Source organism: Nonomuraea sp. NPDC023979, from assembly GCF_040639085.1.
GTDB lineage: Bacteria > Actinomycetota > Actinomycetes > Streptosporangiales > Streptosporangiaceae > Nonomuraea > Nonomuraea ceibae.
The window spans coordinates 117,681-142,280 of sequence record NZ_JBEZZG010000003.1 but is presented as its reverse complement, the minus strand read 5'-3'; the positions used below and the strand labels follow the sequence as shown (position 1 = coordinate 142,280).

29 protein-coding genes are annotated in these 24,600 nt (G+C 71.7%); 18 read left to right on the top strand and 11 right to left on the bottom strand.

The window, feature by feature from the left end; all coding sequences use genetic code 11:
• Positions 1–10: 10 nt before the first annotated feature.
• Complete coding sequence (locus tag AB0G11_RS07090) at positions 11–178, bottom strand: hypothetical protein (RefSeq protein WP_197093811.1); 168 nt, start codon at positions 176–178, stop codon at positions 11–13.
• Entirely contained in the window at positions 171–1,022 is an 852-nt protein-coding gene (locus AB0G11_RS07085; protein ID WP_219511755.1) for an SPFH domain-containing protein, read from the bottom strand. Before AB0G11_RS07085 ends, AB0G11_RS07090 begins: the two co-directional genes overlap by 8 nt.
• A gap of 56 nt (positions 1,023–1,078) precedes the next feature.
• Between AB0G11_RS07085 and AB0G11_RS07080 the strand changes: the two genes are divergently transcribed.
• Positions 1,079–2,227, top strand: a complete 1,149-nt coding sequence (locus AB0G11_RS07080; protein WP_357584494.1) for a pyridoxal-phosphate dependent enzyme — start codon at positions 1,079–1,081, stop codon at positions 2,225–2,227.
• Here the strand turns inward: AB0G11_RS07080 and AB0G11_RS07075 are convergent.
• The 3 genes from AB0G11_RS07075 to AB0G11_RS07065 are packed head-to-tail and all read right to left on the bottom strand — an operon-like array spanning position 2,204 to position 5,674.
• On the bottom strand, positions 2,204–2,851 hold the full coding sequence (locus tag AB0G11_RS07075) for a hypothetical protein (RefSeq protein ID WP_357584492.1): 648 nt from the start codon (positions 2,849–2,851) through the stop codon (positions 2,204–2,206). The two genes, AB0G11_RS07080 and AB0G11_RS07075, sit on opposite strands and share 24 nt — an antisense overlap.
• Positions 2,848–5,358 carry an ATP-dependent helicase C-terminal domain-containing protein gene (locus tag AB0G11_RS07070; protein ID WP_357584490.1) on the bottom strand — a complete coding sequence of 837 codons (2,511 nt, stop codon included), beginning with the start codon at positions 5,356–5,358 and terminating at the stop codon, positions 2,848–2,850. The genes AB0G11_RS07075 and AB0G11_RS07070 overlap by 4 nt, the downstream gene beginning before the upstream one ends.
• Positions 5,351–5,674 carry a helix-turn-helix transcriptional regulator gene (locus AB0G11_RS07065; protein ID WP_219511761.1) on the bottom strand — a complete coding sequence of 108 codons (324 nt, stop codon included), beginning with the start codon at positions 5,672–5,674 and terminating at the stop codon, positions 5,351–5,353. Before AB0G11_RS07065 ends, AB0G11_RS07070 begins: the two co-directional genes overlap by 8 nt.
• A gap of 63 nt (positions 5,675–5,737) precedes the next feature.
• Between AB0G11_RS07065 and AB0G11_RS07060 the strand changes: the two genes are divergently transcribed.
• From AB0G11_RS07060 to AB0G11_RS07045, 4 genes are all read left to right on the top strand, one after another.
• Positions 5,738–6,886: an MFS transporter gene (locus AB0G11_RS07060; RefSeq protein WP_357584489.1), complete on the top strand. Its 1,149-nt coding sequence runs from the start codon at positions 5,738–5,740 to the stop codon at positions 6,884–6,886.
• Between the two features lie 17 nt (positions 6,887–6,903).
• Positions 6,904–7,311, top strand: coding sequence for a hypothetical protein (locus AB0G11_RS07055; RefSeq protein ID WP_219511766.1), 408 nt, complete (start codon positions 6,904–6,906; stop codon positions 7,309–7,311).
• Between the two features lie 223 nt (positions 7,312–7,534).
• The gene (locus AB0G11_RS07050) at positions 7,535–8,158 is read left to right on the top strand and encodes a sigma-70 family RNA polymerase sigma factor (RefSeq protein WP_357584487.1); all 624 of its coding nucleotides are present in this window, start codon (positions 7,535–7,537) and stop codon (positions 8,156–8,158) included.
• Positions 8,142–8,900 (top strand): hypothetical protein, encoded by a 759-nt coding sequence (locus AB0G11_RS07045; protein WP_357584485.1) that lies wholly within the window; start codon positions 8,142–8,144, stop codon positions 8,898–8,900. Before AB0G11_RS07050 ends, AB0G11_RS07045 begins: the two co-directional genes overlap by 17 nt.
• Here the strand turns inward: AB0G11_RS07045 and AB0G11_RS07040 are convergent.
• Positions 8,869–9,699, bottom strand: a complete 831-nt coding sequence (locus AB0G11_RS07040) for an undecaprenyl-diphosphate phosphatase (protein ID WP_308126082.1) — start codon at positions 9,697–9,699, stop codon at positions 8,869–8,871. The two genes, AB0G11_RS07045 and AB0G11_RS07040, sit on opposite strands and share 32 nt — an antisense overlap.
• 154 nt (positions 9,700–9,853) lie before the next feature.
• On the opposite strand from AB0G11_RS07040, the gene AB0G11_RS07035 reads away from it, so the two are divergent.
• The 3 genes from AB0G11_RS07035 to AB0G11_RS07025 are packed head-to-tail and all read left to right on the top strand — an operon-like array spanning position 9,854 to position 10,501.
• Positions 9,854–10,111 carry a sigma-70 family RNA polymerase sigma factor gene (locus AB0G11_RS07035; protein ID WP_357584483.1) on the top strand — a complete coding sequence of 86 codons (258 nt, stop codon included), beginning with the start codon at positions 9,854–9,856 and terminating at the stop codon, positions 10,109–10,111.
• Complete coding sequence (locus AB0G11_RS07030) at positions 10,108–10,275, top strand: hypothetical protein (protein ID WP_357584481.1); 168 nt, start codon at positions 10,108–10,110, stop codon at positions 10,273–10,275. The genes AB0G11_RS07035 and AB0G11_RS07030 overlap by 4 nt, the downstream gene beginning before the upstream one ends.
• Positions 10,276–10,303: 28 nt before the next feature.
• Entirely contained in the window at positions 10,304–10,501 is a 198-nt protein-coding gene (locus AB0G11_RS07025) for a hypothetical protein (RefSeq protein ID WP_357584479.1), read from the top strand.
• Here the strand turns inward: AB0G11_RS07025 and AB0G11_RS07020 are convergent.
• Complete coding sequence (locus AB0G11_RS07020) at positions 10,486–11,292, bottom strand: NAD(P)H-binding protein (protein WP_357584477.1); 807 nt, start codon at positions 11,290–11,292, stop codon at positions 10,486–10,488. The two genes, AB0G11_RS07025 and AB0G11_RS07020, sit on opposite strands and share 16 nt — an antisense overlap.
• Before the next feature lie 74 nt (positions 11,293–11,366).
• On the opposite strand from AB0G11_RS07020, the gene AB0G11_RS07015 reads away from it, so the two are divergent.
• The 4 genes from AB0G11_RS07015 to lipB all read left to right on the top strand — a co-directional run bounded on the left by AB0G11_RS07015 (position 11,367) and on the right by lipB (position 13,687).
• Positions 11,367–12,287: an AraC family transcriptional regulator gene (locus AB0G11_RS07015; protein ID WP_219511781.1), complete on the top strand. Its 921-nt coding sequence runs from the start codon at positions 11,367–11,369 to the stop codon at positions 12,285–12,287.
• A complete protein-coding gene (locus tag AB0G11_RS07010) occupies positions 12,284–12,790 on the top strand; it encodes an HAD domain-containing protein (RefSeq protein ID WP_308126084.1) in 507 nt (168 codons plus the stop codon). Before AB0G11_RS07015 ends, AB0G11_RS07010 begins: the two co-directional genes overlap by 4 nt.
• Before the next feature lie 62 nt (positions 12,791–12,852).
• Positions 12,853–13,035, top strand: a complete 183-nt coding sequence (locus AB0G11_RS07005; RefSeq protein WP_049565582.1) for a PspC domain-containing protein — start codon at positions 12,853–12,855, stop codon at positions 13,033–13,035.
• A gap of 19 nt (positions 13,036–13,054) precedes the next feature.
• A complete protein-coding gene (lipB, locus tag AB0G11_RS07000) occupies positions 13,055–13,687 on the top strand; it encodes a lipoyl(octanoyl) transferase LipB (protein WP_219511782.1) in 633 nt (210 codons plus the stop codon).
• A 28-nt stretch (positions 13,688–13,715) separates the two neighbouring features.
• Here the strand turns inward: lipB and AB0G11_RS06995 are convergent, their stop codons facing one another.
• The 3 genes from AB0G11_RS06995 to AB0G11_RS06985 all read right to left on the bottom strand — a co-directional run bounded on the left by AB0G11_RS06995 (position 13,716) and on the right by AB0G11_RS06985 (position 16,242).
• Positions 13,716–15,245 carry an amino acid permease gene (locus AB0G11_RS06995; protein ID WP_219511784.1) on the bottom strand — a complete coding sequence of 510 codons (1,530 nt, stop codon included), beginning with the start codon at positions 15,243–15,245 and terminating at the stop codon, positions 13,716–13,718.
• A gap of 97 nt (positions 15,246–15,342) precedes the next feature.
• Positions 15,343–15,879 carry a type 1 glutamine amidotransferase domain-containing protein gene (locus AB0G11_RS06990; RefSeq protein ID WP_357584475.1) on the bottom strand — a complete coding sequence of 179 codons (537 nt, stop codon included), beginning with the start codon at positions 15,877–15,879 and terminating at the stop codon, positions 15,343–15,345.
• Positions 15,880–15,888: 9 nt separating this feature from the next.
• Positions 15,889–16,242: a DUF2809 domain-containing protein gene (locus AB0G11_RS06985; protein WP_357584473.1), complete on the bottom strand. Its 354-nt coding sequence runs from the start codon at positions 16,240–16,242 to the stop codon at positions 15,889–15,891.
• A gap of 28 nt (positions 16,243–16,270) precedes the next feature.
• Here AB0G11_RS06985 and AB0G11_RS06980 point away from each other — a divergent pair, with 28 nt between their 5' ends.
• From AB0G11_RS06980 to AB0G11_RS06955, 6 genes are all read left to right on the top strand, one after another.
• On the top strand, positions 16,271–17,899 hold the full coding sequence (locus AB0G11_RS06980) for an ABC-F family ATP-binding cassette domain-containing protein (protein ID WP_357584471.1): 1,629 nt from the start codon (positions 16,271–16,273) through the stop codon (positions 17,897–17,899).
• 120 nt (positions 17,900–18,019) lie between these two features.
• A complete protein-coding gene (locus AB0G11_RS06975; RefSeq protein WP_219511791.1) occupies positions 18,020–19,825 on the top strand; it encodes an ABC transporter substrate-binding protein in 1,806 nt (601 codons plus the stop codon).
• The gene (locus AB0G11_RS06970) at positions 19,822–20,868 is read left to right on the top strand and encodes an ABC transporter permease (RefSeq protein WP_219511794.1); all 1,047 of its coding nucleotides are present in this window, start codon (positions 19,822–19,824) and stop codon (positions 20,866–20,868) included. The genes AB0G11_RS06975 and AB0G11_RS06970 overlap by 4 nt, the downstream gene beginning before the upstream one ends.
• Positions 20,865–21,746 (top strand): ABC transporter permease, encoded by an 882-nt coding sequence (locus AB0G11_RS06965; protein WP_219511796.1) that lies wholly within the window; start codon positions 20,865–20,867, stop codon positions 21,744–21,746. The genes AB0G11_RS06970 and AB0G11_RS06965 overlap by 4 nt, the downstream gene beginning before the upstream one ends.
• Positions 21,743–22,717 carry an ABC transporter ATP-binding protein gene (locus tag AB0G11_RS06960; RefSeq protein ID WP_219511798.1) on the top strand — a complete coding sequence of 325 codons (975 nt, stop codon included), beginning with the start codon at positions 21,743–21,745 and terminating at the stop codon, positions 22,715–22,717. Before AB0G11_RS06965 ends, AB0G11_RS06960 begins: the two co-directional genes overlap by 4 nt.
• The gene (locus AB0G11_RS06955) at positions 22,714–23,718 is read left to right on the top strand and encodes an ABC transporter ATP-binding protein (RefSeq protein ID WP_219511800.1); all 1,005 of its coding nucleotides are present in this window, start codon (positions 22,714–22,716) and stop codon (positions 23,716–23,718) included. Before AB0G11_RS06960 ends, AB0G11_RS06955 begins: the two co-directional genes overlap by 4 nt.
• Here the strand turns inward: AB0G11_RS06955 and AB0G11_RS06950 are convergent.
• Positions 23,697–24,533, bottom strand: coding sequence for an NAD(P)H-binding protein (locus AB0G11_RS06950; protein WP_357584469.1), 837 nt, complete (start codon positions 24,531–24,533; stop codon positions 23,697–23,699). The genes AB0G11_RS06955 and AB0G11_RS06950 overlap by 22 nt on opposite strands.
• Positions 24,534–24,600 lie beyond the last annotated feature (67 nt).

Below are 24,600 nucleotides of genomic sequence, written 5' to 3'. Positions count from 1 at the left end.
GTGGCGGTTTCTACTCTTCGTTGCGAGACTTCGGCTCCCTGCTCGCCTGTTTGAGAGCGAGCCGCAACGCGTACTCGATCTGCGCGTTGACGCTGCGGAGATCGTCGGCCGCCCACTTGGCTATCGCGTCGTAGACGGCCGGATCCAGGCGCAGCAGGAGCTTCTTGCGCTCAGGCATACAGGCTGCCGGCGTTCACCACCGGCTGCGTCGCCCGGTCGCCGCACAGCACGACCAGGAGGTTGGACACCATCTGCGCCTTGCGCTCCTCGTCGAGGTCGACGACCCCCTCGGCGGCGAGCCGGTCGAGCGCGAGCTGGACCATGCCGACCGCGCCCTCGACGATCCGGGTGCGGGCCGCGACCACCTGACCGGCCTGCTGGCGGACCAGCATCGCCTGGGCGATCTCGGGCGCGTAGGCGAGGTGGGTGATGCGGGCCTCCAGCACCTCGATCCCGGCCAGCTCGGTGCGGTCGCGCAGCTCGGCGGTGAGCTCGGTGGCCACCTCCGCGCCGTCGCGCAGGCTGGTGCGCTCGGGCAGGTGCGAGTCGTACGGGTGGCTGGTGGCCAGGTGGCGCACGGCGGCCTCGGACTGGATGGCCACGTACTCCTCGTAGTCGTCGACGGCGAACACCGCCTTGGCCGTGTCGACCGCCCGGTAGACGACCACGGCGGCGATCTCCACCGGGTTGCCGTCGGCGTCGTTGACCTTGAGCTTGGTCGTCTCGAAGTTACGCACCCGCAGCGTGACCATGCGCTTGGTGGTGAACGGCAGCACCCACTGGAACCCGGCCTCCGACACCGACCCGACATAGCGCCCGAGGAACTGCACGACCTTGGACTCGTTCGGGTTGACCACCGTGAAGCCGGTGGAGAGCAGCGCCGCCAGCACGAGCCAGCCGATGCCCGGGGCGAGCAGCGACTCCGGGCCGCCCGGCAGCCAGACGGCCGCCACGATGCCGCCGAGCAGCAGCAGAGCGAGCAGCACCACGAAACCGTTGATGCGGAAAGCACGTCGTTCCATCGCGACCCCTTGCTATCGAAGTGATATCACTACGATAGCTCATCTAGTCTCGTGGCGTGAACGTGCGATCCCTGGCGACCGGCCAGCGCTCCCTCGGCGACCCGACCATCGGCTATCCGCTCCGCCCGCCGCTCACCCGCGGCTGCCCCCGCACCAGCACCGCCGAGCTGGCCTACCCCGTCGAGGTCGACTACGACTACGCCCGCGTGCCCGGCGACCTGTTCGACCAGCCCGCCCTGCCCGACATCGCCCGCTGGCAGCCGCTGCTCCCGCCGCTGCTCGCGCCCACCCTCGGCGAAGGCGGCACCCCGCTCCTGGAACTCTGCGGCGTCCACGTCAAGGACGAGTCCCGCAACCCCACCTGGTCGCACAAGGACCGCCTCAACCGCGTCGCCGTCAGCGCCGCACTCGCCGAGAACGCGCCCGGCGTCGTCGTCGCCTCCTCCGGCAACCACGGCGCCGCCGCTGCCGCCTACGCCGCCCGCGCCGGACTCCCCGCGATCGTCCTCGCCTCCGCCGACTCGCCGCCCGCCGTCCAGTCCTTCGTCCGCGCGTACGGGGCCACCGTGCACACCGTGCCCGTCGAACAGCGCTGGCCCATGCTGCGCGACATCGTCGACCGGCTCGGCTACCACCCCGTCAGCAACCAGACCGTCACCCACACCGGCCACCCCTACGGCGCCGAGGGCTACAAGACGATCGCCTACGAGCTCCACGCCCAGCTCGGGCGCGCACCGGCCGCCGTGTTCACCCCCACCGGCTACGGCGAGCTGCTGTACGGGGTGTGGAAAGGGTTCGCCGAGCTCCTACGGCTCGGCGTCGTCCCCGCCGCGCCCCGCATGTTCTCCTGCGAACCGGCCGCCGGCGGGCCCAACGCCCGCGCCCTCGCCACCGGCGCGCCCGCCGCCGTGGTCGACATCACCCCCACCGACGCGTACGGGATCGCCTGCACCGTCGGCGGGCACCGGGGCGTCCGCGCCGTCACCGACAGCGGCGGCGGCGCGCTGGCCGTCACCGACGACGAACTCCGCGCCGCCCAGCGCGACCTGGCCCGCCAAGGGCTCTGGCAGGAACTGTCAGGCGCCGCCGGGCTGGCCGGCTACCGCAAGCTGCGCCAGGAGTTCGACGGGCCCGTGGTCTGCGTCGCCACGTCCAGCGGCTTCAAGGACATCGGCGTCGGATCAGCGCTTCAGCCAGACGCGTAGCGGCCCCGCCGGGACGAAGCCGTGCGCCACCGCCGGAGCCGGGTCCGGCTCGTACCCGACCAGCGGCAGGCCCGGGAACAGCGCCGCCGCCATCGCGACCACCCCGGGCCAGGCGGCCTCGCCCCACACGTTCGACACCCCCACCACCGAGGCCCGCCGCGACAGGTTGAGCACCGCCCCGCCCTCCTCGCCGCGCAGGATCGCCACGTCCTCCTCGCCGAGCAGCCCGCCCGGGAACAGCCCCGGCTGCTCACCGTCGAAACACGCCTCGGCCCAGGCCGCCAGCTCGTCCTTCTCACGCACCACCCCCCAGCCCCGCACGTCACCCGGACCAGGGGCCGCCCGATGGATCCAGGTCGCCTCGAACAGCACCCCGAACCCCGCCGCCGCCAGATCCAGCGCCGCGAAACTGTCCTTCACCGACGCCCCAGGCCCCGCGTCGATCCCCGCCAGCACCTCGGCCGCCGTCGCCTCCGGCGACAGCGTGACCGCGTCCGGGTAGAAGATCGGCGTCCGGACCGGGTTCGTCCACACCGTCTCGGAGAACACCCCCGGCAGCCCGTGCGCGCGGCACAGCGCGTCACACCACTCGGCATTGTTCAGGGCGGCGGCCTGGTCGATCATCTGGTCCGTTTCGTCGGGGTCGCCGTGAACGGGTCCTCCGGCCACGGATGCTTGGGATAACGGCCGCGCATCTCGGCCCGCACCGAACGGTAGCCGTCCCGCCAGAACGACGCCAGATCCGCCGTCACCGCCAGCGGACGCCCCGCCGGAGACAGCAGATGCACCAGCAACGGCACCCCCGCGATCCGCGGCGTCTCCACCCAGCCGAACAACTCCTGCAACTTGACCGCCAGCACCGGCTGCTCACCCGAATAGTCCAGCCGCACCAGCGACCCCGACGGCACCTCCACCCGCTCCGGCGCCGTCACCTCCAGCCGCTCACTCCACGGCACCAGCCTGCGCAACGCCGACGCCACGTCGATCCGCTCCAGATCCGCCCGCCGCCGCGCCCTCGACAATTCCGGCTCCAGCCACCGATCCGCCAGCTCCACCAGCCGATCCACCGGCGGCCACGGCTCACCCACCGCCCGATGGCAGAACGCCAGCCGGTCCCGCACCGCGCGCGCCGCCTTCGTCCACGTCAGCACCTCTTCCGTACGCAGGCCGTGCAGGAGGGCGTCACGCACGTCGGCATCCGGCAGCGGGGCGCTCGACAGCTCGATCGCGCCCAGCCGCTCGACCACCCGCGCCGACACGTCCCCGCGACGGCTGCCCGGCGGGACCTTCCAGGCGACCTCCTCCTCGACCGTCACTGGATGCGCCTGACGGGCGATCTCCTCGTCGATCGCCACCGCCTGCCGGATCCGCGCCGACGCTGCCCCCGCCTGACGGTCCGCCACGGCGATGGCCAGCCACTGCGCGCTCGCCAGCCTCGACCCCTCCCCGAGCTGCGCCTCCGTGCCGGACGCCATCAAATACCCGCCGCCCCGCCGCCGCGCCACCCGCTCAGGGAACGCCAACGCCACCGCCACCCCCGCCACCGCCTCAACGGAGGAACCGGCTCCCCCGGCACTCGAGCCCGCCGCAGGCCGTCCGGGCGTCCCGGGGTGCGGGGCCGTTTCGGTGGGTGGGGTTCCCCTGGAGGGGGCGGCCGCCTGGCGGCGAGGGGGCGCAACCCCTCCGCCCTTCTCCGGGTGTGGGGGTGCTTCGGTGGGGGTGGAGGGCGGGCGTGAGGCGGTCAGGCGGCGGGTTTCCTGGCGCCAGCGGGTGGTGAAGGGGTCGTTGCCTCGGCGGGCGGAGCGCCAGACTTCGACGAGGTCGTCGGAGGCGTCGCGCGGGAGGGGCTCGGACAGCAGGGCGATCACCTCGGCGGCGCGGGGGCCGAGGTCGAGGAGGGCGCGGGCGAGGCGGGGTTCGACGCCGGCGAGGGCCATGCGGCGGCCGTGGGGCGTCACGCGGCCGGCGGGGTCGACGGCGCCGAGGGTGGCGAGGGTGCGGAGGGCGGCGGCGAGGGCGGCGGGCGACGGCGGATCGAGGAGGGCGAGGCCGGTGCTGCCCCAGCAGGCGGCCTGGAGGGCGAAGGCGGTGAGGTCGGCGAGCGCGATCTCGGGCCGTGGGTGTTCGGCGAGGCGTTCGTGCTCGGCGGCGGACCAGCACCGGTAGACGGTCCCGGGGGCTTCCCGGCCGGCGCGTCCGGCGCGCTGGTCGGCGGACGCCTTGGACACCCGGACGGTGGTGAGGGAGCCGAGGCCACGGGCGTGGTCGGTGCGGGGTTCGCGGGCCAGCCCGGAGTCGACGACGACGCGGACGCCGGGCACGGTGAGGCTCGATTCGGCGACGGAGGTGGCCAGCACGACGCGCCGGGACGTGCCGGGTGACAGGACGGCGTCCTGGACGCGGGCGGGGGCCTGGCCGTGGACCTGGAGCACGTCGACGCCGGGCAGCATGGCGGCCACCCGGCCGATCTCGCCGACGCCGGGCAGGAAGCACAGCACGTCGCCGTCCCGTTCGGCGAGCGCGCGGCGTACGGTCTGGGCGACGTGGGCGAGCAGGGCGGGGTCGACGCGCAGCCCGTGCGGCGGGGAGACGGGGCGGGGCGGTGGCGCCCACACGGTCTCGACGGGGTGGGTGGCGCCGGTGGCGCGGACGACGGGGGCGTCGCCGAGCAGGCGGGACCACTGGCCGGCGTCGGCGGTGGCGGAGGTGGCGATGAGGCGCAGCTCGGGCCGGAGGGTGTCGCGTACGTCGAGGAGGAACGCCAGCGCCGTGTCGGCGTCGAGGTGGCGTTCGTGGCATTCGTCCAGCATGACCGCGTCGACGCCGGGCAGTTCGGGGTCGCGTTGGAGGCGTTGCAGCAGGACGCCGGTGGTGACGACCTCGACCTTGGGGTTGGCGCCGGTGTGCCGTTCGCCGCGGATGGTGTAGCTGACGCCCATGCGCCGGGCGGCGGCGCGTACGGCGAGGCGGCGGGGTTCGGCGACGAGCACGCGCAGCCCGGTGGCGGCGAGGGCGAGCGGGACGACGGTGGTCTTGCCGGTGCCGGGCGGTGCGGTCAGGACGGCGCTGCCGTCGCGGTCGAGGGCGGCGAGCAGGTCGGGCAGGACGTCGTGGATGGGCAGGTCAGGCATGCCCGCCCACGGGTGTCGCGAGGAGGACGGAGTCGAGCAGGCCGGGGAAGCGGGCCTCCAGGTCGTCGCGCCGCAGGCTCATGTACTTGAGCCTGCCCTCCTGCTTGGTGAGGACGAGGCCGGCCTCGCGCAGGGTGCGGTAGTGGTGCGAGGCGGTGGACTTGTGCACGCCGAGCGAGTCGCCCGCGACGGTGCAGGTCATCTCGCCATACGTGGCCAGCCGGGCGACGATCTCCAGCCGGATCGGGTCGGACAGCGCGCGCAGAACCTCCGTGAGCTGGATGTCGTCGGTGGCCGGGTGCGGAAGCAGGCGCATACCCGACACGATACCCAATTTTATTGTTTGACAACTATCCAACAATGCTTCAGCGTGTGTGGAGTGAATCGTCCCCTTTACCCGTTGGCCGCCGGCAACTTCGCCGTCGGCACCGGCATGTTCGTCACCGCCGGCCTGCTCGCGCCCATCTCCGGCGACCTGAACGTCTCCACCGCGGCGGCCGGGCAGCTGATGACCGTGTTCGCGCTGGCGTACGCGGTGCTGTCGCCCGTGCTCGCCGCCGTGACCGCGCGGCTGCCCCGCAAGAAGCTGCTGCTGATCGCGCTGGGCGTGTTCGTGCTCGGCAACGCGTTGACGGCGCTCGCACCGACCTACCCCCTCCTCATGGCGACCCGGGTGCTGGCGGCGGCGGGGGCCGCCATGTTCACGCCGACCGCCTCGGGCGTGGCGAACGCGCTGGCCAGGCCCGAGCACCGGGGGCGGGCGCTGGCGCTGGTGCTGGGCGGGTTGAGCGTGTCGTCGGCGATCGGCGTGCCGCTCGGCACCTGGCTGGGCACGGCGTCCGGGTGGCGGACGACGATCTGGCTGGTGACGGGGCTGGGCGTGCTGGGGTTCGCCGGGGTGGCGGCGCTGGTGCCCGACGTGCGGACGGCCGTCTCGGGCCGGCTGGCCGAGCGGTTCGCGCCGCTGGCCGACCGGCGGGTGCTGGCGGTGCTGACGACGCAGTTGCTGATGTTCGGCGCCGGGTTCACCGCCTACACCTACATCGGGTCGCTGATCGACCTGCCGCTGCCGGTCGTGCTGTGGGCATGGGGCATCGGTGCGATCGTGGGCAGCCACCTCGGCGGCCGGCTCACCGACGCGTACGGGCCGCGCCGCATGGTGCTGATCGGGCTGGCCGCGTCCACGGTGTTCCTGGCGCTCATCCCGGTCGCGAACCTGGCGCTGCCGGTCGGGCTGCTGTGGGCGCTGCTCTGGGGCGCGCTCGGCTGGCTGATCGCCCCGGCGCAGCAGTATCGGATCGTCTCCGTCCTGCCGGGCAACGTGCCGGTCGGGCTGGGCCTGCTCTCCTCGGCCCAGTACGCGGGCCTCGTCGTCGCGGGCGTCGCCGGCGGCCTCGCGCTCGACGGGTGGGGCAGGGCCGGGGTGATTGCGCTGGCCACGGCGATCGGGGTCGTCTCGGTGCTGTTCACGCTGGCCACCTACAGGCCCGCCGCCGAACGTGAAAGCGTGCCGCAGACCGTGGGGTGATGGGGAAGAATGTCCCGGTGTCTGATACCCCCGTCCCTCCGCAGACCGACCCACGCGACGAACCCGCCCCGCTCGGGCTGATGGTGCTCCTTACCGGCGGAAGCGCCGTCGTGATCATCCTCGCGGTGACGTTCCTCTCCGGCTCCGCCGGCCTGCGCCCGCTGCTCCTCGGCCCGATCATGCTGGTCGGGTACGAGGTCCTGGTCCACGAGGTGTGGTGGAAGCGCTGGTGGGGGGCCGTCCCGGGGGCGATCGCCGGGCTGGTGACCTACTTCGAGGGACGCGCCATGCTGGCCGACCTCATCGGCGACGCCTGGGCCCATCCGCTGGCCTTCGTCACCGCCTGGGTGCTGTTCGCCGTCGTCTTCTGCCTGGCCAGCCGCTACCCGCGAACGGACTTCACGGCACAGAAGTCCGCTTCCTGAACGGCGCGGGTGCAGAAACCTCCGCTACCGGAGCTGATTTGTAGCAACGCGGCTGACTTCTGTCATGCCGGGCGCTTTCGGTGCACTTCCCGATCATGCTCGTTCTCGCCCACCTTTCTATGTCGGAACCTCATGAACCTCATGAGACATGGACCGAGAAAGGGCGAACGGACATGACATCGACAGCGCCAGGCCCGGCGCGTGACCGCCGGGCAGCGACGCGGTGATCGAGCCGCCACGACGTCCCCGGCCGCCGCAGGCCGTTCCAGGGGACGCCCCGGCCACGGCGATGAGCACCCGGGTGCAGGCCATGCGCGCCGACTTCGTCGACTTCGCCGCCCGGGAGCACAGCCGGGTGATCCGCTTCCTGATGCGCGGCGGCGCCTCGCTCGCCGACAGCCAGGACGCCGCGCAGGAGGCGTTCACGCAGGCGTGGCGGCTGATCAACAGCGAGCCGGAGGCGTGGGCGCGGGTGCAGGAGCCGCTGGGCTGGATGTTCAAGGTCGCCGGCCGGTGCCTGCGCCGCCCGCCGGGGGAGAGCCGCCGGCGGGTGAGCACGGTCCCGGTCGCCGACGTCCCGGAGACGGCCGCGCGCGCCGACGATCCGGCGGACCTCATCGGCCCCGCCGTGGACGTGCTGGCCGCCCTGCGGGAGCTGCCGCCGGACCAGCGGCTGGCCATCCGGTACCGGATGGACGACCAGCCCAACTCCGCCGTCGCCGCCGCCCTGGGCCTGACGGAGCAGCAGGCTGCGGACCTGGTCAAGAAGGCGCGCGTCGTGCTCAGGTACCGGCTCGCGGAGTATCGGACCCGGAAGGGGGCCGCGTCCCATGACCGATCACCGTGATGACGTCCCCCTCACCGACGAGGAGCTCGACGACCTCCTCGAACAGGCCGACGCCGACCTGCTGGCGTACGTGCGCGCGCACACGGATGTCGGCGGCCTGCTCAACTCCATGCTGGAGGTCCGCCCGGCGGTGCAGCCGCCGCCTCCGGCCGCCACCGAGCTCTTCCACGCGCGGCTGCGGCTGCGCGAGATCGAGAGGTCCCTGACGCGGGCGGACGCGCACGCCCGGGCCCTGGCCGCGTCGTTCCGCGACACGCGCGCCGACGAGCTGACGCAGGCCGTCGGCCGCGCCCTGGACAGCGCCAGGTCGGGCGATCTCAGCCGGACCCCCGACCTGCTCCGGGCGCTCACGGTGGCGCTGGCCCGCGCGGTGGCGGTCGCGCTCGCCTGCTATCCCCGACGCGGGGGCGGCTCGCCCGGCGCCCTGGTGGCACGGCCGCCGCTGAGCACGCTGATCGTGGCGATCGCGCGTGGCCTGTCGGACGCGGGCGACCTCGCCGCCGACCTGCCCGGCGTGGCCGAGCCCGGGGCCGCCCTGGACGTGTCGGGAGCGGATCTGTCCGGCCTGCGGCTGATGTCGCCGGACCTGCTGCACGGCGTCGTCTGGGACGCGGGGACGGTGTGGCCGTCCGGCCTGGGCGAGGTCGTGGGCAGCATGTCGGAGGAGGTGTGCGAGGGGGTCTACCGGGTCGTCTTCGGCGAGGACGTCATCACCCTTGGGCCGGAATCCAGCCCAGGCTGACCGCGAGGATGACGAAGACGCCGAGCAGGATGCGGTAGATCACGAAGCCGGTGAAGCGGTGGGTGCTGATGTAACGCAGGAACCAGGCCACCGCCGCGTAGCCGACGATGAACGAGATCACCGTGGCCAGGATCGTCGGCCCCCAGTCGGGCGCGTCGCCGTTGCCGATCTCGGCCAGCTCCAGCAGCCCCGACGCCAGGACGGCCGGGATGGCCAGCAGGAAGGAGTATTTGGCCGCGGCCTCCCGCCGGTAGTCGAGCAGGAGGCCGGCCGTGATCGTGCCGCCGGAGCGGGAGACGCCGGGGATGAGGGCCAGCGACTGGGCGAAGCCGTAGACGACCGCGTGGGTCACGTTGAGGTGCTTCTCCAGCGTGAGCTTGTTGCGTGCGGTGCGGTCGGCGAACCACAGGATGATGCCGAAGACGATGAGCGTGGTGCCGACCAGGCGCAGGTCGCGGAAGGCGCCCTCGATCTGGTCCTTCAGCACCAGGCCGAGCACGCCGATCGGGATGGTGCCGACGATGACGTACCAGCCCATGCGGGCGGCGAAGTGGTCGCGCAGCTCGGGCTTGAACAGCGAGCGCGTCCAGGTGGAGATGATCTCCCAGAGCTCTTTCCTGAAGTAGATCAGCACGGCCGCCTCGGTGCCGAGCTGGATCACGGCGGTGAACGCCGCCCCCGGGTCGTCCCAGCCGAGGAACGCCGAGACGACGCGGATGTGCGCGCTGGAGGAGATCGGCAGGAACTCCGTGAGCCCCTGCAGCAGCCCCAGCACCACTGCTTCCATCCAGCCGATCACGTGCGCACCTTCCCCAGGAAACACCGGAGTGAACGAGGTGAGGCTAGCGGAAACGGGGACCGCCGGAGGGCCCCGCGGAACGTCCCGGCGAGGAGGACAGCCCATGTTCACCCGACGGTTCACGAAAATTCATGACGAACGGTGTCGGCCGATTGTGGTCACGGCCGAGGACCTGGTGCAGACGGCTCTCGCCCGCGACGTGACGGAGAAGGACGCGCTGTGGGCGGCGATCCGCGGGCTGTCGGACCGGCAGCGGGCGGTGGTCGTCCTGCACTACTTCGAGGGGCTGACGCTGCCGCAGTGCGCGGCGGTGCTCGGCTGCTCGCTCGGCACCGTCAAGACCCAGCTCGGCCGCGCCCTGACGCGGCTGCGGGTCCATCCGGCCGTGCGGCTCACGAGGGCGGGGCGATGACCTACACCGAGGACGAACTGCGCGACCTGCTCGCGGAGCTGACGGCGTACGTGCCGGGAAGGACGGTGGACGTGACGAGGATCGTACGGCGGGGCAGGCGGATGCTGCTGGTGCGCCGGCGGGCAGGCCCGCCACACGTTCCGCGCGGGGGAGCTGCCGGGTGACTGGACGGACCGGAAGCAGTCCGTCCGGGTGTGGGTGTTCCCCCCGACGTCGCTGATCACGGAGGCCGCGCTGGACGGCTGCGCGCTGCCGGAGAAGGACAGGGGCATGTGCGACGGCCGGTACGTCGCCGGGGAGCTGGTCCGCTACGACGTCGCGCTCCAGCTCGCCGGCGAGCTGGGAGCCCGGCCGGGGGCGTGGATGGCCGGCGTCTACGACGTGGACTGAGCCCAGGCCGCGGCGAAGTCGGTGAAATCCCGCGCCGGCCGGCCCAGCGCCTCGCGCACCCCGTCGGCCACGTAGGCGTTGCGCCCGTCGAGCACCTCGGTGAACAGCGTGGTCAGCATGGCGACGACGTCGCCGGGGACCCCGTGCTCGGCGGCGCCGGCCGCGTACTGCTCCATCGTGATCGGGATGTAGGCGATCTCCCTTCCTGCGGCCTTGGACAGCTCGGCCGCCGCGTCGGCGAACGTGAGCAGCCTCGGCCCGGTCAGCTCGTACGTCCTGCCGGTGTGGCCGTCCTCGACGAGCGCGGCCACCGCGACGTCGGCGATGTCGTCGGCGTCGACGAACGGCTCGGCCACTTCGCGCGCCGGCAGCGCGATCGCGCCGTCCAGCACCGACTCCAGCAGGTAGCCCTCGGTGAAGTTCTGCATGAACCAGCCGCAGGTGACGACGGTCCACTCCAAACCCGATTCGCGCACGACCCGCTCGCACGCCTGCGCCTCGGGCTCGTTGCGGCCGGACAGCAGCACCAGCCGCCGCACGCCGGACCGGACGGCCAGCTCGGTGAAGGCGCGGATGTCGTCCAGCGCGCCCGGCACGATCAGGTCGGGCTGGTAGGCGAGGTAGGCGGCGTCCGCCCCCGCGAGGGCGGGCGCCCAGGTGTCACGGTCGGTCCAGTCGAACGGCGGCGTCCCCGAGCGGGAGCCGACCCGGACGGTGTGGCCGAGAGCGGTCAGCTTGTCTGCGATCCGGCGGCCGGTCTTGCCGGTGCCGCCCGTAACCAAGATTGTCATGGCTCCATTAAGCCCGGCCGTGGTGAGACTATCCATGGTTGAGAAGCGCGTTGGCATATGCGATCGTCTAACTCATGGACCATCTGGCAGCGCTGCTCGACGGCCCGCGGGCCCGTGGCGCCTTCCTGCTCCGCTCGATCCTCGACCCGCCGTGGTCGATCCGCATCCAGGACGAGGCCCCGCTGACGCTGGTGGCGATGGTACGGGGCTCGGCCTGGATCGTGCCGTCACGGGGTGAGCTCGTGAGCCTGGCGCCCGGCGACGTGGCGATCGTCCGCGGGCCCGATCCGTACACGGTCGCCGACCGGCCGGAGACCGAGCCGCAGATCGTCATCCACCCCGGCCAGCACTGCACCACCCTGGACGGCGAGTCCCTCTACCAGGCGATGGACCTGGGCGTGCGCACCTGGGGCAACAGCCCCGACGGCGGCACCGTGATGATCACCGGCACCTACCTCATGGAGGGGGAGATCAGCAGGCGGCTGCTGGACGCGCTGCCGCCGCTGCTGGTGCAGCCGGGGGAGCCGCTGATCCCGCTGCTCGGCGCCGAGGTGGTCAGGGACGAGCCCGGCCAGGAGGCGGTGCTCGACCGGCTGCTCGACCTGCTGCTGATCTCGACGCTGCGCTCGTGGTTCGCCGAGCACGAGGCGCCGGGCTGGTATCGGGCGAGCGGTGACCCTATCGTGGGCCGGGCGATGCGCATGCTGCACAACAACCCGGCCCACCCCTGGACGGTCGCCTCGCTGGCCGCCGAGGTGGGCGTCTCGCGTGCCTCGCTGGCCCGGCGGTTCACCGAGCTGGTGGGGGAGCCGCCGATGGCCTTCCTCACCGACTGGCGGCTCGCCCTGGCCGCCGACCTGCTGCGCGAGCCTGACGCGACGGTCGGCTCGGTGGCGCGCAAGGTCGGCTACGGCAGCCCGTTCGCGCTGAGCGCCGCCTTCAAACGGGTGCGCGGCATCAGCCCTCAGGAGCACCGGGCCGGGGCCGCCACGTGAAACCGCTGCTGCTCCTGGACGTCGACGGCGTGCTCAACCCCACCGGGCACGCCACGCCAGACTTCCGGCGCTACCGGTGCACGATCGGCGACATCCTCTACACGGTGCACCTCAACCCCAGGCACGGGCCCCGGCTGATGGAGCTCGCCCTGCGCACCGGCTCCGAGCTGGCCTGGGCGACCACCTGGGAGCGGCACGCCAACGAGTGGATCGCGCCCCGGCTGGGGCTGCCGATGCTGCCGGTGGTCCCGCTGGGGCCCGACCGGGGCAGCCGGCACGGCGAGATGTTCAAGACCCGTTACGTGGCGGACTACGTGGGCAGGCGGCCCTTCGTCTGGTTCGACGACCAGGTCTTCAAGGAGGACGAGGAGTATCTCAGGGCTCATCAGGGTCTGGACGACTTCCTGCTCGTCCACGTGCCTCCAGCACGCGGCCTGACCAGCGAACATCTGGCGCTGGCCCGGGAGTGGCTGACCCTTACAGGGTTTTCTCAGGGGCCCTGACGGGATAGGCGGCGCGCGGTCGTCCGTTGGACCAGTCAGAACGTAACCACACGGAGGACACGATGTACCGCTCACGAGAGCACAGGATCCTGGCCGGCGTCTGCGGCGGTCTCGCCGACAAGATGGGCCTGCCGCCCACCCTGGTCCGCATCATCTGGCTGATCCTCTCGCTCTTCCCCGGGCCGATGTGGGTCGTCTACGCGATCATGTGGATCCTCGTCCCCGAGGAGCCGAAGAAGTACTAGTCCCGCCTATGCTCGAAGCATGGCAAGGCCGCTGACACTCATCCAGGACGAGCTCGTCGACTACGACAAGGCGATGGAGCGCATGGCCGACCTCGTCGGCGAGCGCCAACGGGACGAGCGGCCGGACACGCTCTGGCTGCTCAGCCATCCGTCCGTCTACACCGTCGGCCGCCGCACCCCGGCGGCGCACCTGCCCGACCCGTCGCGCGGCATCCCGGTCGTCGAGACCGGGCGCGGCGGGCAGCTCACCTACCACGGCCCGGGGCAGCTCGTCGGCTACCTCGTCGTCAAGCTGGGGGAGGACGAGGGCATCGTCGACTACGTGCGCGAGGTCGAGCTGCGGCTCGTCGACGCGCTGGGCGCGCTCGGCCTGCCCGCCGAGCGCCGCGACACCCCGCCGGGCTCGGAGCTGCTCACCGGCGTGTGGACGTCGCGGACCGGCCGCAAGATCGTCTCGATCGGCATGCGGCAGAGCCGCGGCGTCACCAGCCACGGCTTCGCCCTCAACGTCGACGGCGACCTCACGCCGTGGGACTGGGCGGTCGCCTGCGGCATGCCGGACGTCGACATGACCTCGCTCAAGCGCGAGCTGGGCGACACCGCGATGGACAAGGTCCGCGCGGCCGTGGCCGCCTCCTTCGAGGCGGCCTGACCACGCACTCAGTACGTCATCTCGTACGTCATTCCGCCGGGACCTCGTCGACGGTGCGGCGAGGCCCGGTGAACCAGTGCCGGGCCGACAGCGCCCACCACAGCGCGATGCCGACCAGCACGACCCCGACGGCGATCGGCGCGTAGTTGACCGACGTCCAGGTGAAGTCCGCGTTGCCCGGCACGCCGGCGGGCGAGAACGGCATGACGAAGTACACGCAGACGATGGCGATCTCGACGCAGGCGATCCAGCACAGCGCCTTGTAGCGGCGCCCGAGCGTCCACGGCCCGGGCTCGAAGCGGTCGCCCATCCGCAGCCGCAGCCAGATCGGGATGAGGAACGCCAGGTAGAGCCCGATGACCGCGATCGACACGACGGCGTAGAAGGCGACGGGCGTGGTGAGCCCGGCGGGCGCGTAGAGGGCGGGCAGGGTGATGAGGGCGGCCACCGCGCAGCCGGCCAGGATGGCGTTGACCGGGGTGCGGTTGCGGTCGACCTTGGACCACAGCCGCCAGCCGGGCACCGCGCCGTCGCGAGAGAAGGCGTACGTCATCCGCGACATCGAGGTCACGCAGCTCATGCCGCAGAAGAACTGGCCGATCGTGGAGATCGCGAAGATCGCGGTGGCCAGCGGCGAGGAGAGCGCGGTGGTGAAGATCGCGCCGACGAAGCCGCCCTGCGCGTTGATCTCGTCCACGTTGGTGGCCGCGAACAGGAACGCCAGCAGCAGGATCCAGCCGCCGATCGCCGAATAGAAGATCGACTGCCAGAGCCCGCGGGCGGCGGCCTTGGCGGCGCCCTGGGTCTCCTCCGACACGTGCGCGCAGGCGTCGAAGCCGGTGATCGTGTACTGCGTGAGCAGGAAGCCGAGCGGCAGCACGTACAGCCAGAAGGGCAGGCCGCCGTCGCCGTCGCCGAACCCGGAGTTGTTGATCGTCTCGGTGAAGACGAAGCCGACGGACTGGTGCTGGGCGGGGGCGAAGACGAGGATGGCGACGATGACCGCGGCGCCGGCGACGTGCCACCAGACGGAGATGTTCTGCAGCAGCGAGATCAGTCGATGGCTGTAGATGTTGATCAGCGCGTGCAGCACCAGGATGATCACGAACAGCAGGAACGCCTGCGGCAGCGTGCCTTCCCAGGCGCCGCCGGTCAGCCGGGTGAGCGTGATGTTGAGGAACGTGGCGCAGCCGTAGTCGACGGACGCGGTGACGGCGATGAGGCCGATGAGGTTGAGCCAGCCGGTGAACCAGCCGTGGATCGGCTTGCCCAGCTTGGCGGCCCACCAGTAGATGCCGCCCGCCGTCGGGTAGGCGGAGACCAGCTCGGCCATGCAGAAGCCGATGATCAGGATGAACAGGGAGATCAGCGGCCAGCCCCACGAGATGGCGATGGGGCCGCCGTTGTTCCAGGCCTGCCCGAAGGTCGTGAAGCAGCCGGCGAGGATCGAGATGATGGAGAAGGAGATCGCGAAGTTGGAGAAACCGCTCCAGGTCCGGGCCAGCTCCTGTTTGTAGCCGAGCTCGGCGAGTCGCCTGGAATCCTCTTCTGTGGTCACTGAGGTCTCCCTGGGGGGCGCGGAGGACGCTCTTTTGGTCTACGTCTAGACCATTTCCCCCGCGCGAGCAAGGAGTTACAGAAGAGTTTCGATCTCGTCAGCCGAACGCGTCGACCGTGGCCTGGCAGAACGCCTTCAGATCGTCCGGTTTGCGGCTGGTGACCAGCTTGTTCGGGCCGCCGGTGCACACGACGACCTCCCGGTCCTCCCAGGTGGCCCCGGCGTTGCGCAGGTCCGTCTGCAGGCTCGGCCACGAGGTGACCGTACGGCCGCGCACCACGTCGGCCTCGATGAGCGTCCACGGCGCGTGGCAGATGGCGGCCACCGGCTTGCCGGCGTCGAAGAAGCCCTTGGCGAACGCGACGGCCTGCGGCACGGTGCGCAGGAAGTCGGGGTTGGCGACGCCGCCGGGCAGCACGAGGCCGTCGAAGTCGGCGGGCGACACCTCCTCCACCGTGGCGTCCACGGCGAACGTGTCGGCCTTGTCGAGGTGGTTGAAGCCCTGGACCTGGCCCGCGCTGGTGGAGACCAGCTTGGGCGTGCCGCCGGCCTGCTTGACGGCCTTCCACGGCTCGGTGAGCTCCACCTGCTCGACGCCTTCGGGTGCCACGAGGAACGCGATGGTCTTGTCCATGCCTGCCCCCTATCCCGCAGGCCGCGATCTATACGCCCAGGTGTGACCGGCCCACGCCAGGGCCGCGCCGATCGCGTACCAGAGCAGGTCGGGCGGGTTGAAGGTGCTGCCGAGCAGCGGGCGCAGCATCGCAGGGATGCCCGCGAGCTGGGCGAACTCGATCGCCCAGCTCAGCCCTGCCGACACCAGGGCGGCGGCCCAGGGGCGGACGCGGGGCAGGGCCAGCAGCACGAGCAGGTAGATCAGCACCGTGTAGAGCGCGTCGCCGGCGTACTTGGGGACCGGGCCGTCCCACAGCATGCGCACGCCGAGGCCCAGACCTATGGTGACCAGCGCGGCGAGGGCGACGGGCAAACGGGACACCGGGCACACACTAGTAGCATCGGCCCACATGAGTGCGACCATGGTGGTGCGGGATCTGGCGGCCGGACACGGGGAGCGGGTGCTGTTCTCCGGGCTGGATGTCGTGGTGGCCCCCGGCGACGTGATCGGGCTCGTGGGGGCCAACGGCGCGGGCAAGTCCACGCTGCTGCGCATGCTGGCCGGGATCGACCGGCCCGAGCAGGGCACGATCCGGCTCAGCCCGGCCACGGCCACCGTCGGCCACCTGCCGCAGGAGCCCGACCGCAGGCCGGGCGAGACGGTCAGGGAGTTCCTGGCCCGGCGCACCGGCGTGGCCCAGGCGCAGCGCGAGCTCGACGCCGCCACGCAGGGTCTGGTCGAGCAGGCGCCCGGCGCCGACGACGCCTACAGCGTGGCCCTGGAGCGGTGGCTGTCGCTCGGCGGCGCCGACCTGGAGGAGCGCACCGAGACGATCGGGCTGACGGTCGGCCTGGACCAGCTCATGACCTCGCTGTCCGGCGGCCAGGCGGCCCGCGCCGGGCTGGCGTCGCTGCTGCTCAGCCGCTACGACCTGTTCCTGCTCGACGAGCCGACCAACGACCTGGACCTCGACGGCCTCGACCGGCTGGAGGGCTTCGTCAACGGGCTGCGCGCCGGCACCGTGCTGGTCAGCCACGACCGCGAGTTCCTGGCCAGGACCGTCACCAAGGTCCTGGAGCTGGACCTGGCCCAGCAGCAGATCCACCTCTACGGCGGCGGCTACCAGGCGTACCTGGACGAGCGCGAGGTCGCCAGGCGGCACGCCAGGGAGCAGTACGAGGAGTACGCGGAGACCCGCGCCCAGCTGGAGGCCCGCGCCCGCACCCAGCGGGCGTGGATGGAGAAGGGCGTCAAGAACGCCCGCCGCAAGATGCCCGACAACGACAAGATCGGCCGCAACGCCCGCGTCGAGGCCACCGAGAAGCAGGCGGCCAAGGCCCGCCAGACCGACAAGATGATCGAGCGGCTGGACGTCGTCGAGGAGCCGCGCAAGGAGTGGGAGCTGCGGATGGAGATCGCCGCCGCGCCCCGCTCCGGCGCGGTCGTGGCGACGCTGCGCGGCGCGGTGGTCCGGCGCGGCACGTTCACGCTCGGCCCGGTCGACCTGGAGATCGGCTGGGCGGAGCGGGTCGCGATCACCGGGCCCAACGGCGCGGGCAAGACCACGCTGCTGGCCGCCCTGCTCGGCCGGACCGAGCTGGACGAGGGGCACGCCGCGCTCGGCCCCGGCGTCGTCGTCGGCGAGGTCGACCAGGCGCGCGGGCTGTTCGAGGGCGAGGAGGCGCTGCTCGACGCGTTCGCCACGCACGTGCCGGAGCTGATGCCGGCCGACGTGCGGACCCTGCTGGCCAAGTTCGGGCTCAAGGCCGGGCACGTGCTGCGCTCGGCGGCCACGCTGTCACCCGGCGAGCGCACCCGGGCCGCGCTGGCGTTGTTGCAGGCCAGGGGTGTTAACCTGCTCGTGCTCGACGAGCCGACCAACCATCTCGACCTGCCCGCCATCGAGCAGCTGGAGTCGGCGCTGGCGAGCTATCCGGGCACCCTGCTGCTGGTCACGCACGACCGCCGGATGCTCGACGCCGTGCACGTCGATCGCCGGCTGCGGGTGGAGTCGGGCGCGGTCACCGAAGCCCGCTGAAAATTTACACCGCGCAAGGAAACGAAGATGAAACAATTCTCCGCCACTCGTTGACATGCGACGTTCCTATGGTGTGCCGTGCTCTACACAGATAACCCCCCGCCTGAAGGTGAGGCACTCATGAGGAAATGGCTCGCGCGCCTGGCTGTGCTGGGCGTCGCGCTGTTGGTAGCCGGTCAGGGCCAGGCGGCCCTAGCGCAGGACCCTGCGGCGGGGAAGAAGATCGTACGTGTGGGCGCCACCCAGGCCGTCGACTCGATGAACCCCTTCCTCGCGGTCCGCCTGGTCTCCACCTCGATCCACCGCTGGATGTACGGGTTCCTCACGGTGCCCGACTCCAAGACGCTCAAGCCGAGCCCCGACCTGGCCGAGTCGTGGACCACGTCCGAGGACGGCCTCACCTGGACGTTCAAGATCCGCCAGACGAAGTGGTCCGACGGCCAGCCGGTCACCGCCGAGGACGCCGCCTGGACGTTCAACAAGATCATGACCGACGACGCGGCCAAGACCGCCAACGGCCCCGCCGTCGAGAACTTCGAGAGCGTCACGGCCAACGGCCAGGACCTGGTCATCAAGCTCAAGGCCCCGCAGGCCTCGATGCTGGAGAACCCGATCCCGATCATGCCCAAGCATGTGTGGGAGAAGGTCACCGACCTCGGCCAGTTCTCCGGCGACCAGTACCCGGCCGTGGTCAGCGGCCCGTACATCGCCGTCGAGCACAAGAAGGACCAGTACGTCAAGCTCAAGGCCAACCCCAACTACTGGCGGGGCGCCCCCAAGATCGACGAGCTTCAGGTCATCTTCTACGACAACCCCGCGGCCTCGATCGTCGGCCTGAAGAACGGCGAGATCGACCTGATCGGCCGGCTCAACCCGCCGGAGTTCGAGGCGCTCAAGGGCGACCCCAACATCGTCCAGTGGAACCAGCAGGGCCGCCGCGCCAACTACCTGCAGATCAACCACGGCGCCACCACCACCGACGACAAGCCCGTCGGCGACGGCCACCCGGCGCTGAAGGACCAGAAGGTCCGCCAGGCGCTGCACTACGCCATCGACAAGGACAAGCTCGTCGCCGAGGTGCAGAACGGCCTGGCCAAGCCCGCCCACGGCTCGATCGTGCCGCCCATGTACACGGACTTCTTCTGGGAGGCGAGCGGCGACACCAAGGTCACCTACGACCCGGCCAAGGCCAACCAGATCCTCGACGAGGCCGGCTACAAGAAGGGCGCCGACGGCGTCCGCACGATGCCCGACGGTGACCGCAAGCTGGAGTTCCGCTTCAGCATCCACACCGACACCCCGATCGAGGACAAGCTCGCCGAATACCTGACCGGGTTCTTCAAGGAGATCGGCATCACGCTGACCACCAAGAAGCTCGACTCCAGCAAGTTCACCGAGGAGACCGGCGTCACCGGCCTGTTCGACATCGCGATCAGCGGCTGGTCGGTCAACCCCGACCCGGAGGAGGTCCTGGCGACGCACCTGTGCAGCCGCCGGCCGACCCCGTCCGGCGAGGGCGGCGGCACCGAGTCGTTCTACTGCGACGAGACCTTCGAGAAGCTCTACCAGGAGCAGCTCAAGGAGCTCGACCGGCCCAAGCGCGCCGAGCTGATCAAGCAGATGCAGGAGCGCCTCTACACCGACGCCCCGGTGATCGCGATCTACTACACCAACGACCTCGAGGGCTACCGCAAGGACCGCATCAAGAGCGTCACCTCGGTGCCCGAGCAGGACGGCATCCTGTACGGCGCCAGCAGCTTCTGGCCGTTCTACTCGCTGGAGGCCGTCGAGCCGGCCGCCGCCGAGGCTGAGGGCGGCTCCAACACCGGCCTGATCGCCGGCGTGGTCGGGGCCGTGGTGGTCATCGGCCTCGGAGCCTTCTTCCTCACCAGGCGGCGTAAGAGTGCCGCGGACGACCGAGAATGACAGCACCTCTCGAAGCAGTGGAACCCGCCGCCTCCCAGGCGGCGGGCCCCGCTGAGGACCATCGCCCCGCCCGCCACGGCATCCTGCGCTACGCGCTGTCGAAGGCCGGCGGGGCGTTGTTCAGCATCGCCATGGTGATCATCGGAACGTTCTTCCTGTTCCGGCTGCTCCCGGGAGATCCCGTACGGGCCCTGGCCCAGGGACGCAACATGACCCCCGAGCAACTGGACATGGAACGCCGCAGGCTCGGCCTCGACGAGCCGCTGATCAACCAGTTCCTCAACTTCCTGGGCGACACGCTCCGCTTCGACCTCGGCATGTCCTACGAGTACAAGCGCCCGGTGCTCGACCTCATCGGGGACCGGATCGGCGCCACGCTGCTGCTGGCGGGCGTCGGCCTCGCGGTCGCGGTCAGCCTCGGCATCTGGCAGGGCATGCGGGCCGGGTGGCGCCACGGCAGCCGGTTCGACCGGTTCTCCACCGGCACCTCGCTGGTGCTGTGGTCGGTGCCGACGTTCTGGCTCGGGCTGCTCCTGCTGCTGGTGTTCGGCGCCTACCTCAAGATCTTCCCGTCGCGGGGCATCCAGAGCGTCGACGCGCCCGACGGGTTCGGCTACGTGCTCGACGTCGCGCACCACATGGTGCTGCCCGTCATCACCCTCGTCGGCGTGGTCTACGCCCAGTACCTGCTGGTCATGCGCTCGTCCCTGCTCGACGAGGTGGGCCAGGACTACATCACCACCGCCCGGGCCAAGGGCCTGCGCGACGACGACGTGCGGCGGCGGCACGCGGTGCCCAACGCGCTGCTCCCGACGGTCACGCTGGTGTTCATGCGCGTCGGCTTCGTCGTGGGCGGCGCGGTCACGGTGGAGACCATCTTCAGCTGGCCCGGCCTCGGGCAGCTCTTCTACGAGGCGGTCAGGGTGCCTGACTTCACGCTGATGCAGGGCACGTTCATGCTCATCACGGTCGCCGTGATCATCATGAACACGCTGGCCGACGTGATCTACCACATCCTCGACCCGAGGGTGAGGTCGGCATGAGCGTCGCGTCGGCACGCAGGCGGCAGTCGCTGACCCGGTTCTGGAAGGACTTCAGCAGGCAGCGGGCCGGCGTCGTGGGCCTGGTCATCCTGGTCGTCGCCGCGCTGCTGGCCGTGGTCGCGCCGCTGTTCATCGACCAGAGCGTCACCGGCGTCGTCAACGCCCCCGGCAAGCCGATGCAGCCGCCCAGCCTGGAGTTCCCGTTCGGCACCGACGAGTCGGGCCGCTCGATCCTGCTCATGGTGTGGTGGGGCTCGCGCACGTCGCTGCTCATCGGCTTCCTCGCGGCGCTGGTCAGCATGCTGATCGGCACCGTGCTCGGCATCGCCGCCGGGCACTTCCGCGGCTGGGTCAGCGCGGTCATCCTGCGGGTGACCGACTGGTTCCTGGTGCTGCCCTCGCTGGTCACGGCCCTGGTGCTGGCGGCCATCATGGGCGGCAGCACGTTCACGATCATCATGGCGATCGGCGTCACCACCTGGCCGACGACCGCCCGGCTGATCCGCGCCCAGACGCTGGCCGTCGAGGCCCGGCCGTACATCGAGCGCTCCAAGGCGCTCGGCGCCGGCCACTGGCACGTCACCACCCGGCACGTGCTGCCGAACGTGGCGCCGCTGCTGCTGGCCAGCACCACGCTGGAGGTCGCCAGCGCCATCGTCACCGAGTCCACGCTGGCCTTCCTCGGCGTCAGCGCGAACAAGACCTCGTGGGGCACGATGCTGCGCGGCTCCTACGACTGGGGCGCGGCCACCGCGGGCGCCTGGTGGTACATCCTGATCCCCGGCCTGTGCATCGTCGCGGTCGTCATGGCGTTCACGCTGTGCGGCCGGGCGCTGGAGGCCGTGCTCAACCCGCGACTGCGGAAGGCGGGCGCATGACCCTCCTCGAACTGGACGACGTCTCGGTGACGTACCGGATCGCCTCCGGCGAGGTCCCCGCCGTGCGCGGGGTGTCGCTGTCGCTCGACAGCGGCGCCGCGCTCGGGGTCGCCGGCGAGTCGGGGTCCGGCAAGTCGACGCTGGCCATGGCGCTGCTGCGGCTGCTGCCGCGGGACGCGCGCGTCGGCGGCCGGATCCTGCTCGGCGGCGAGGACGTGCTGACCATGAAGTGGGGCCGGCTGCGCGCGGTGCGCTGGGCGGAGGCCTCGATCGTGTTCCAGGGCGCGCAGCACGGGCTCAACCCGGTGCGCCGGATCGGCGAGCAGATCGCCGAGCCGATGCTGGTGCACGGCCTGGCCAAGCCCGACCAGGCGGACAAGCGGGTGGCCGAGCTGCTCGGCCAGGTGGGCATGCCCGCCTGGCGGGCGCAGAGCTACCCGCACGAGCTGTCCGGCGGGCAGCGCCAGCGCGTGATGATCGCGATGGCGCTCGCCTGCTCGCCCAAGCTGATCATCGCCGACGAGCCGACGACCGCGCTCGACGTGATGGTCCAGGCCCAGGTGCTGACGCTGATCAAGGACCTGGTCGCCGAGCACGACATCTCCCTCATCATGATCTCGCACGACCTGTCGGTCCTCGCCGACGTGTGCGGGCAGCTCGCGGTCATGTACGCGGGCCGCGTCGTCGAGCACGGCCCGTCGCGCGAGGTGTTCCACGACGCCAAGCACCCCTACAGCAGGGCGCTGGCGGCGGCGTTCCCCACGGTCGGCGACCCGGTCTCCCGGCTGGCGCCCAAGGGGCTCGGCGGCGACCCGCCCGACCCCATGCATCTGCCGTCCGGCTGCGCCTTCCACCCGCGCTGCCCGATCGCGCTGGAGGAGTGCTCGTCGCTCGACGTCGAGCTGTGGCCCGCCGGTGACCGCCGCAGCGCCGCCTGCGTGCACGTACGGGCGAAGGAGGAGGCATCATGACCGAGACCGAAGCGCCGGCGGAGACCGTGAGCACGGCCCGCCGCACCCTGCTCGAAGCCCGTGACCTGCGCGTGGAGTTCGCCTCGCGCGGGCGGCGGGCCCGCGCGGTCGACGGCGTGAACCTCGCGGTCGGCGAGGGCGAGATCGTGGCGCTGGTCGGGGAGTCCGGCTGCGGCAAGACGACGCTCGCCCGCACCCTGCTCGGCTTGGAGAAGCCCACGGCGGGCACCGTCCACTTCGACGGCCGGCCGCTGAAGTACGGCTCGAAGGCGCTGAAGGAATACCGCAGGCAGGTGCAGCTCGTCCTCCAGGACCCGACGGGCTCGCTCAACCCGCGGCACACCGTCTACGAGGCGGTGGCCGAGGGGCCGCGCATCCACGGCCTGCCCGACGAGGCCGACATCGTGAACTCGGCGCTGTCGCGGGCCGGGCTGCGCCCGCCGGAGCGGTTCCTGCTGCGCTACCCGCACGAGCTGTCCGGCGGGCAGCGGCAGCGCGTGGTGATCGCCGGTGCGCTGGCGCTGAACCCGAAGGTGCTGATCGCCGACGAGCCGGTGGCCTCGCTGGACGCCTCGGTGCGCGGCGAGATCCTGGCGCTGATGCTCAAGCTCCGCGACGAGCTGGGATTGTCGGCGCTGGTCGTCACCCACGACCTGGGCCTGGCGTGGAACATCGCCGACCGGGTGGCGGTGATGTACCTGGGCCGGATCGTCGAGTCGGGGCCGGTCGAGCAGGTGCTGACGGCGCCGCGCCACCCCTACACGCAGGCGCTGCTGTCGGTGCTGCCCGAGTCGCCCGAACGGGTGGTGCTGACGGGCGAGCCGCCGGACCCGACCCGCATCCCGGGCGGCTGCCGCTTCCACGCCCGCTGCCAGGTGCTCGCCTCCGGCAAGGCGGCCGAGGCCGGCGTGGACGCCCGGTGCAGGGGTGAACTGCTCGACATCCTGCCTGCTTCGGCCACCGCGCAGGCGGCCTGCTACTACGCGGACGCCACGGGCTGAAAGGCCGCCGCGTTCTCGGCGGCCCACTCGGCGAAGCTCCGGGCGGGCCTGCCGGTGACCTGCTCGACGGTCGGGACCACGGTCTTGCCGACGTCCGGGGTGTTGCCGAGGGCGTCGATGAGGAACGCGATCGTCTCCTCGCCCATGCCGAACGAGCGCCACTGGGCGCGGGCCTCGTCCTCGGTCAGCTCGACGAAGCGGATCTCGGCGCCGAGGGCCTCGCCCAGCAGCCGGACCTTCTCGGCGGTGGTGACGGCGGCGGGGCCGGTCAGCGTCAGGCTCTCGCCGCCGTGCCCGCCCCCGGCCAGCACGGTCGCGGCCACGGCGGCGATGTCGCGCTCGTGCACCATCGCGCTGAGCCGGTCGCCGAACGGCTCGCGCACGACGCCCTCGCTCCTGACGGAGTGCGTCCACCACTTGAGCGTGTTGGACATGAACTCGACCGGGTGCAGCAGCGTCCACTCCATGCCGGTGGCGGCCAGGGCCTGCTCCAGCGCGCCGTCGGCGCGCCCACCGAGCACGGTCACCCGCTTCACCCCGGCCTCGGCCGCCAGCGCGGCGATGCGGTCGCCGTGCTGGAGGGGCGCGTAGTCGTCGCCGGCGAAGTTGATCAGGTGCGCGGCCTCGACGCCGTCGAACGCGGCGGCCAGCGTCTCGGGCCTGGCCAGGTCGCCCTCGACGACCTCGACGCCCTCGGGCAGGCCGGCCTTGGCGGCGTCCCTGGTCAGGGCCCGGACGCTGTGGCCGGCGCGCAGGAGCTCCTCCACGACGAGGCGGCCGACGGTCCCGGTGGCTCCGGTGACGAGGAAAGTCATGGCATGCTCCTTCTAGCGATACGGAACGGAACGTTCTGATCTCAGAATAGCAGAACAGAACGTTTCA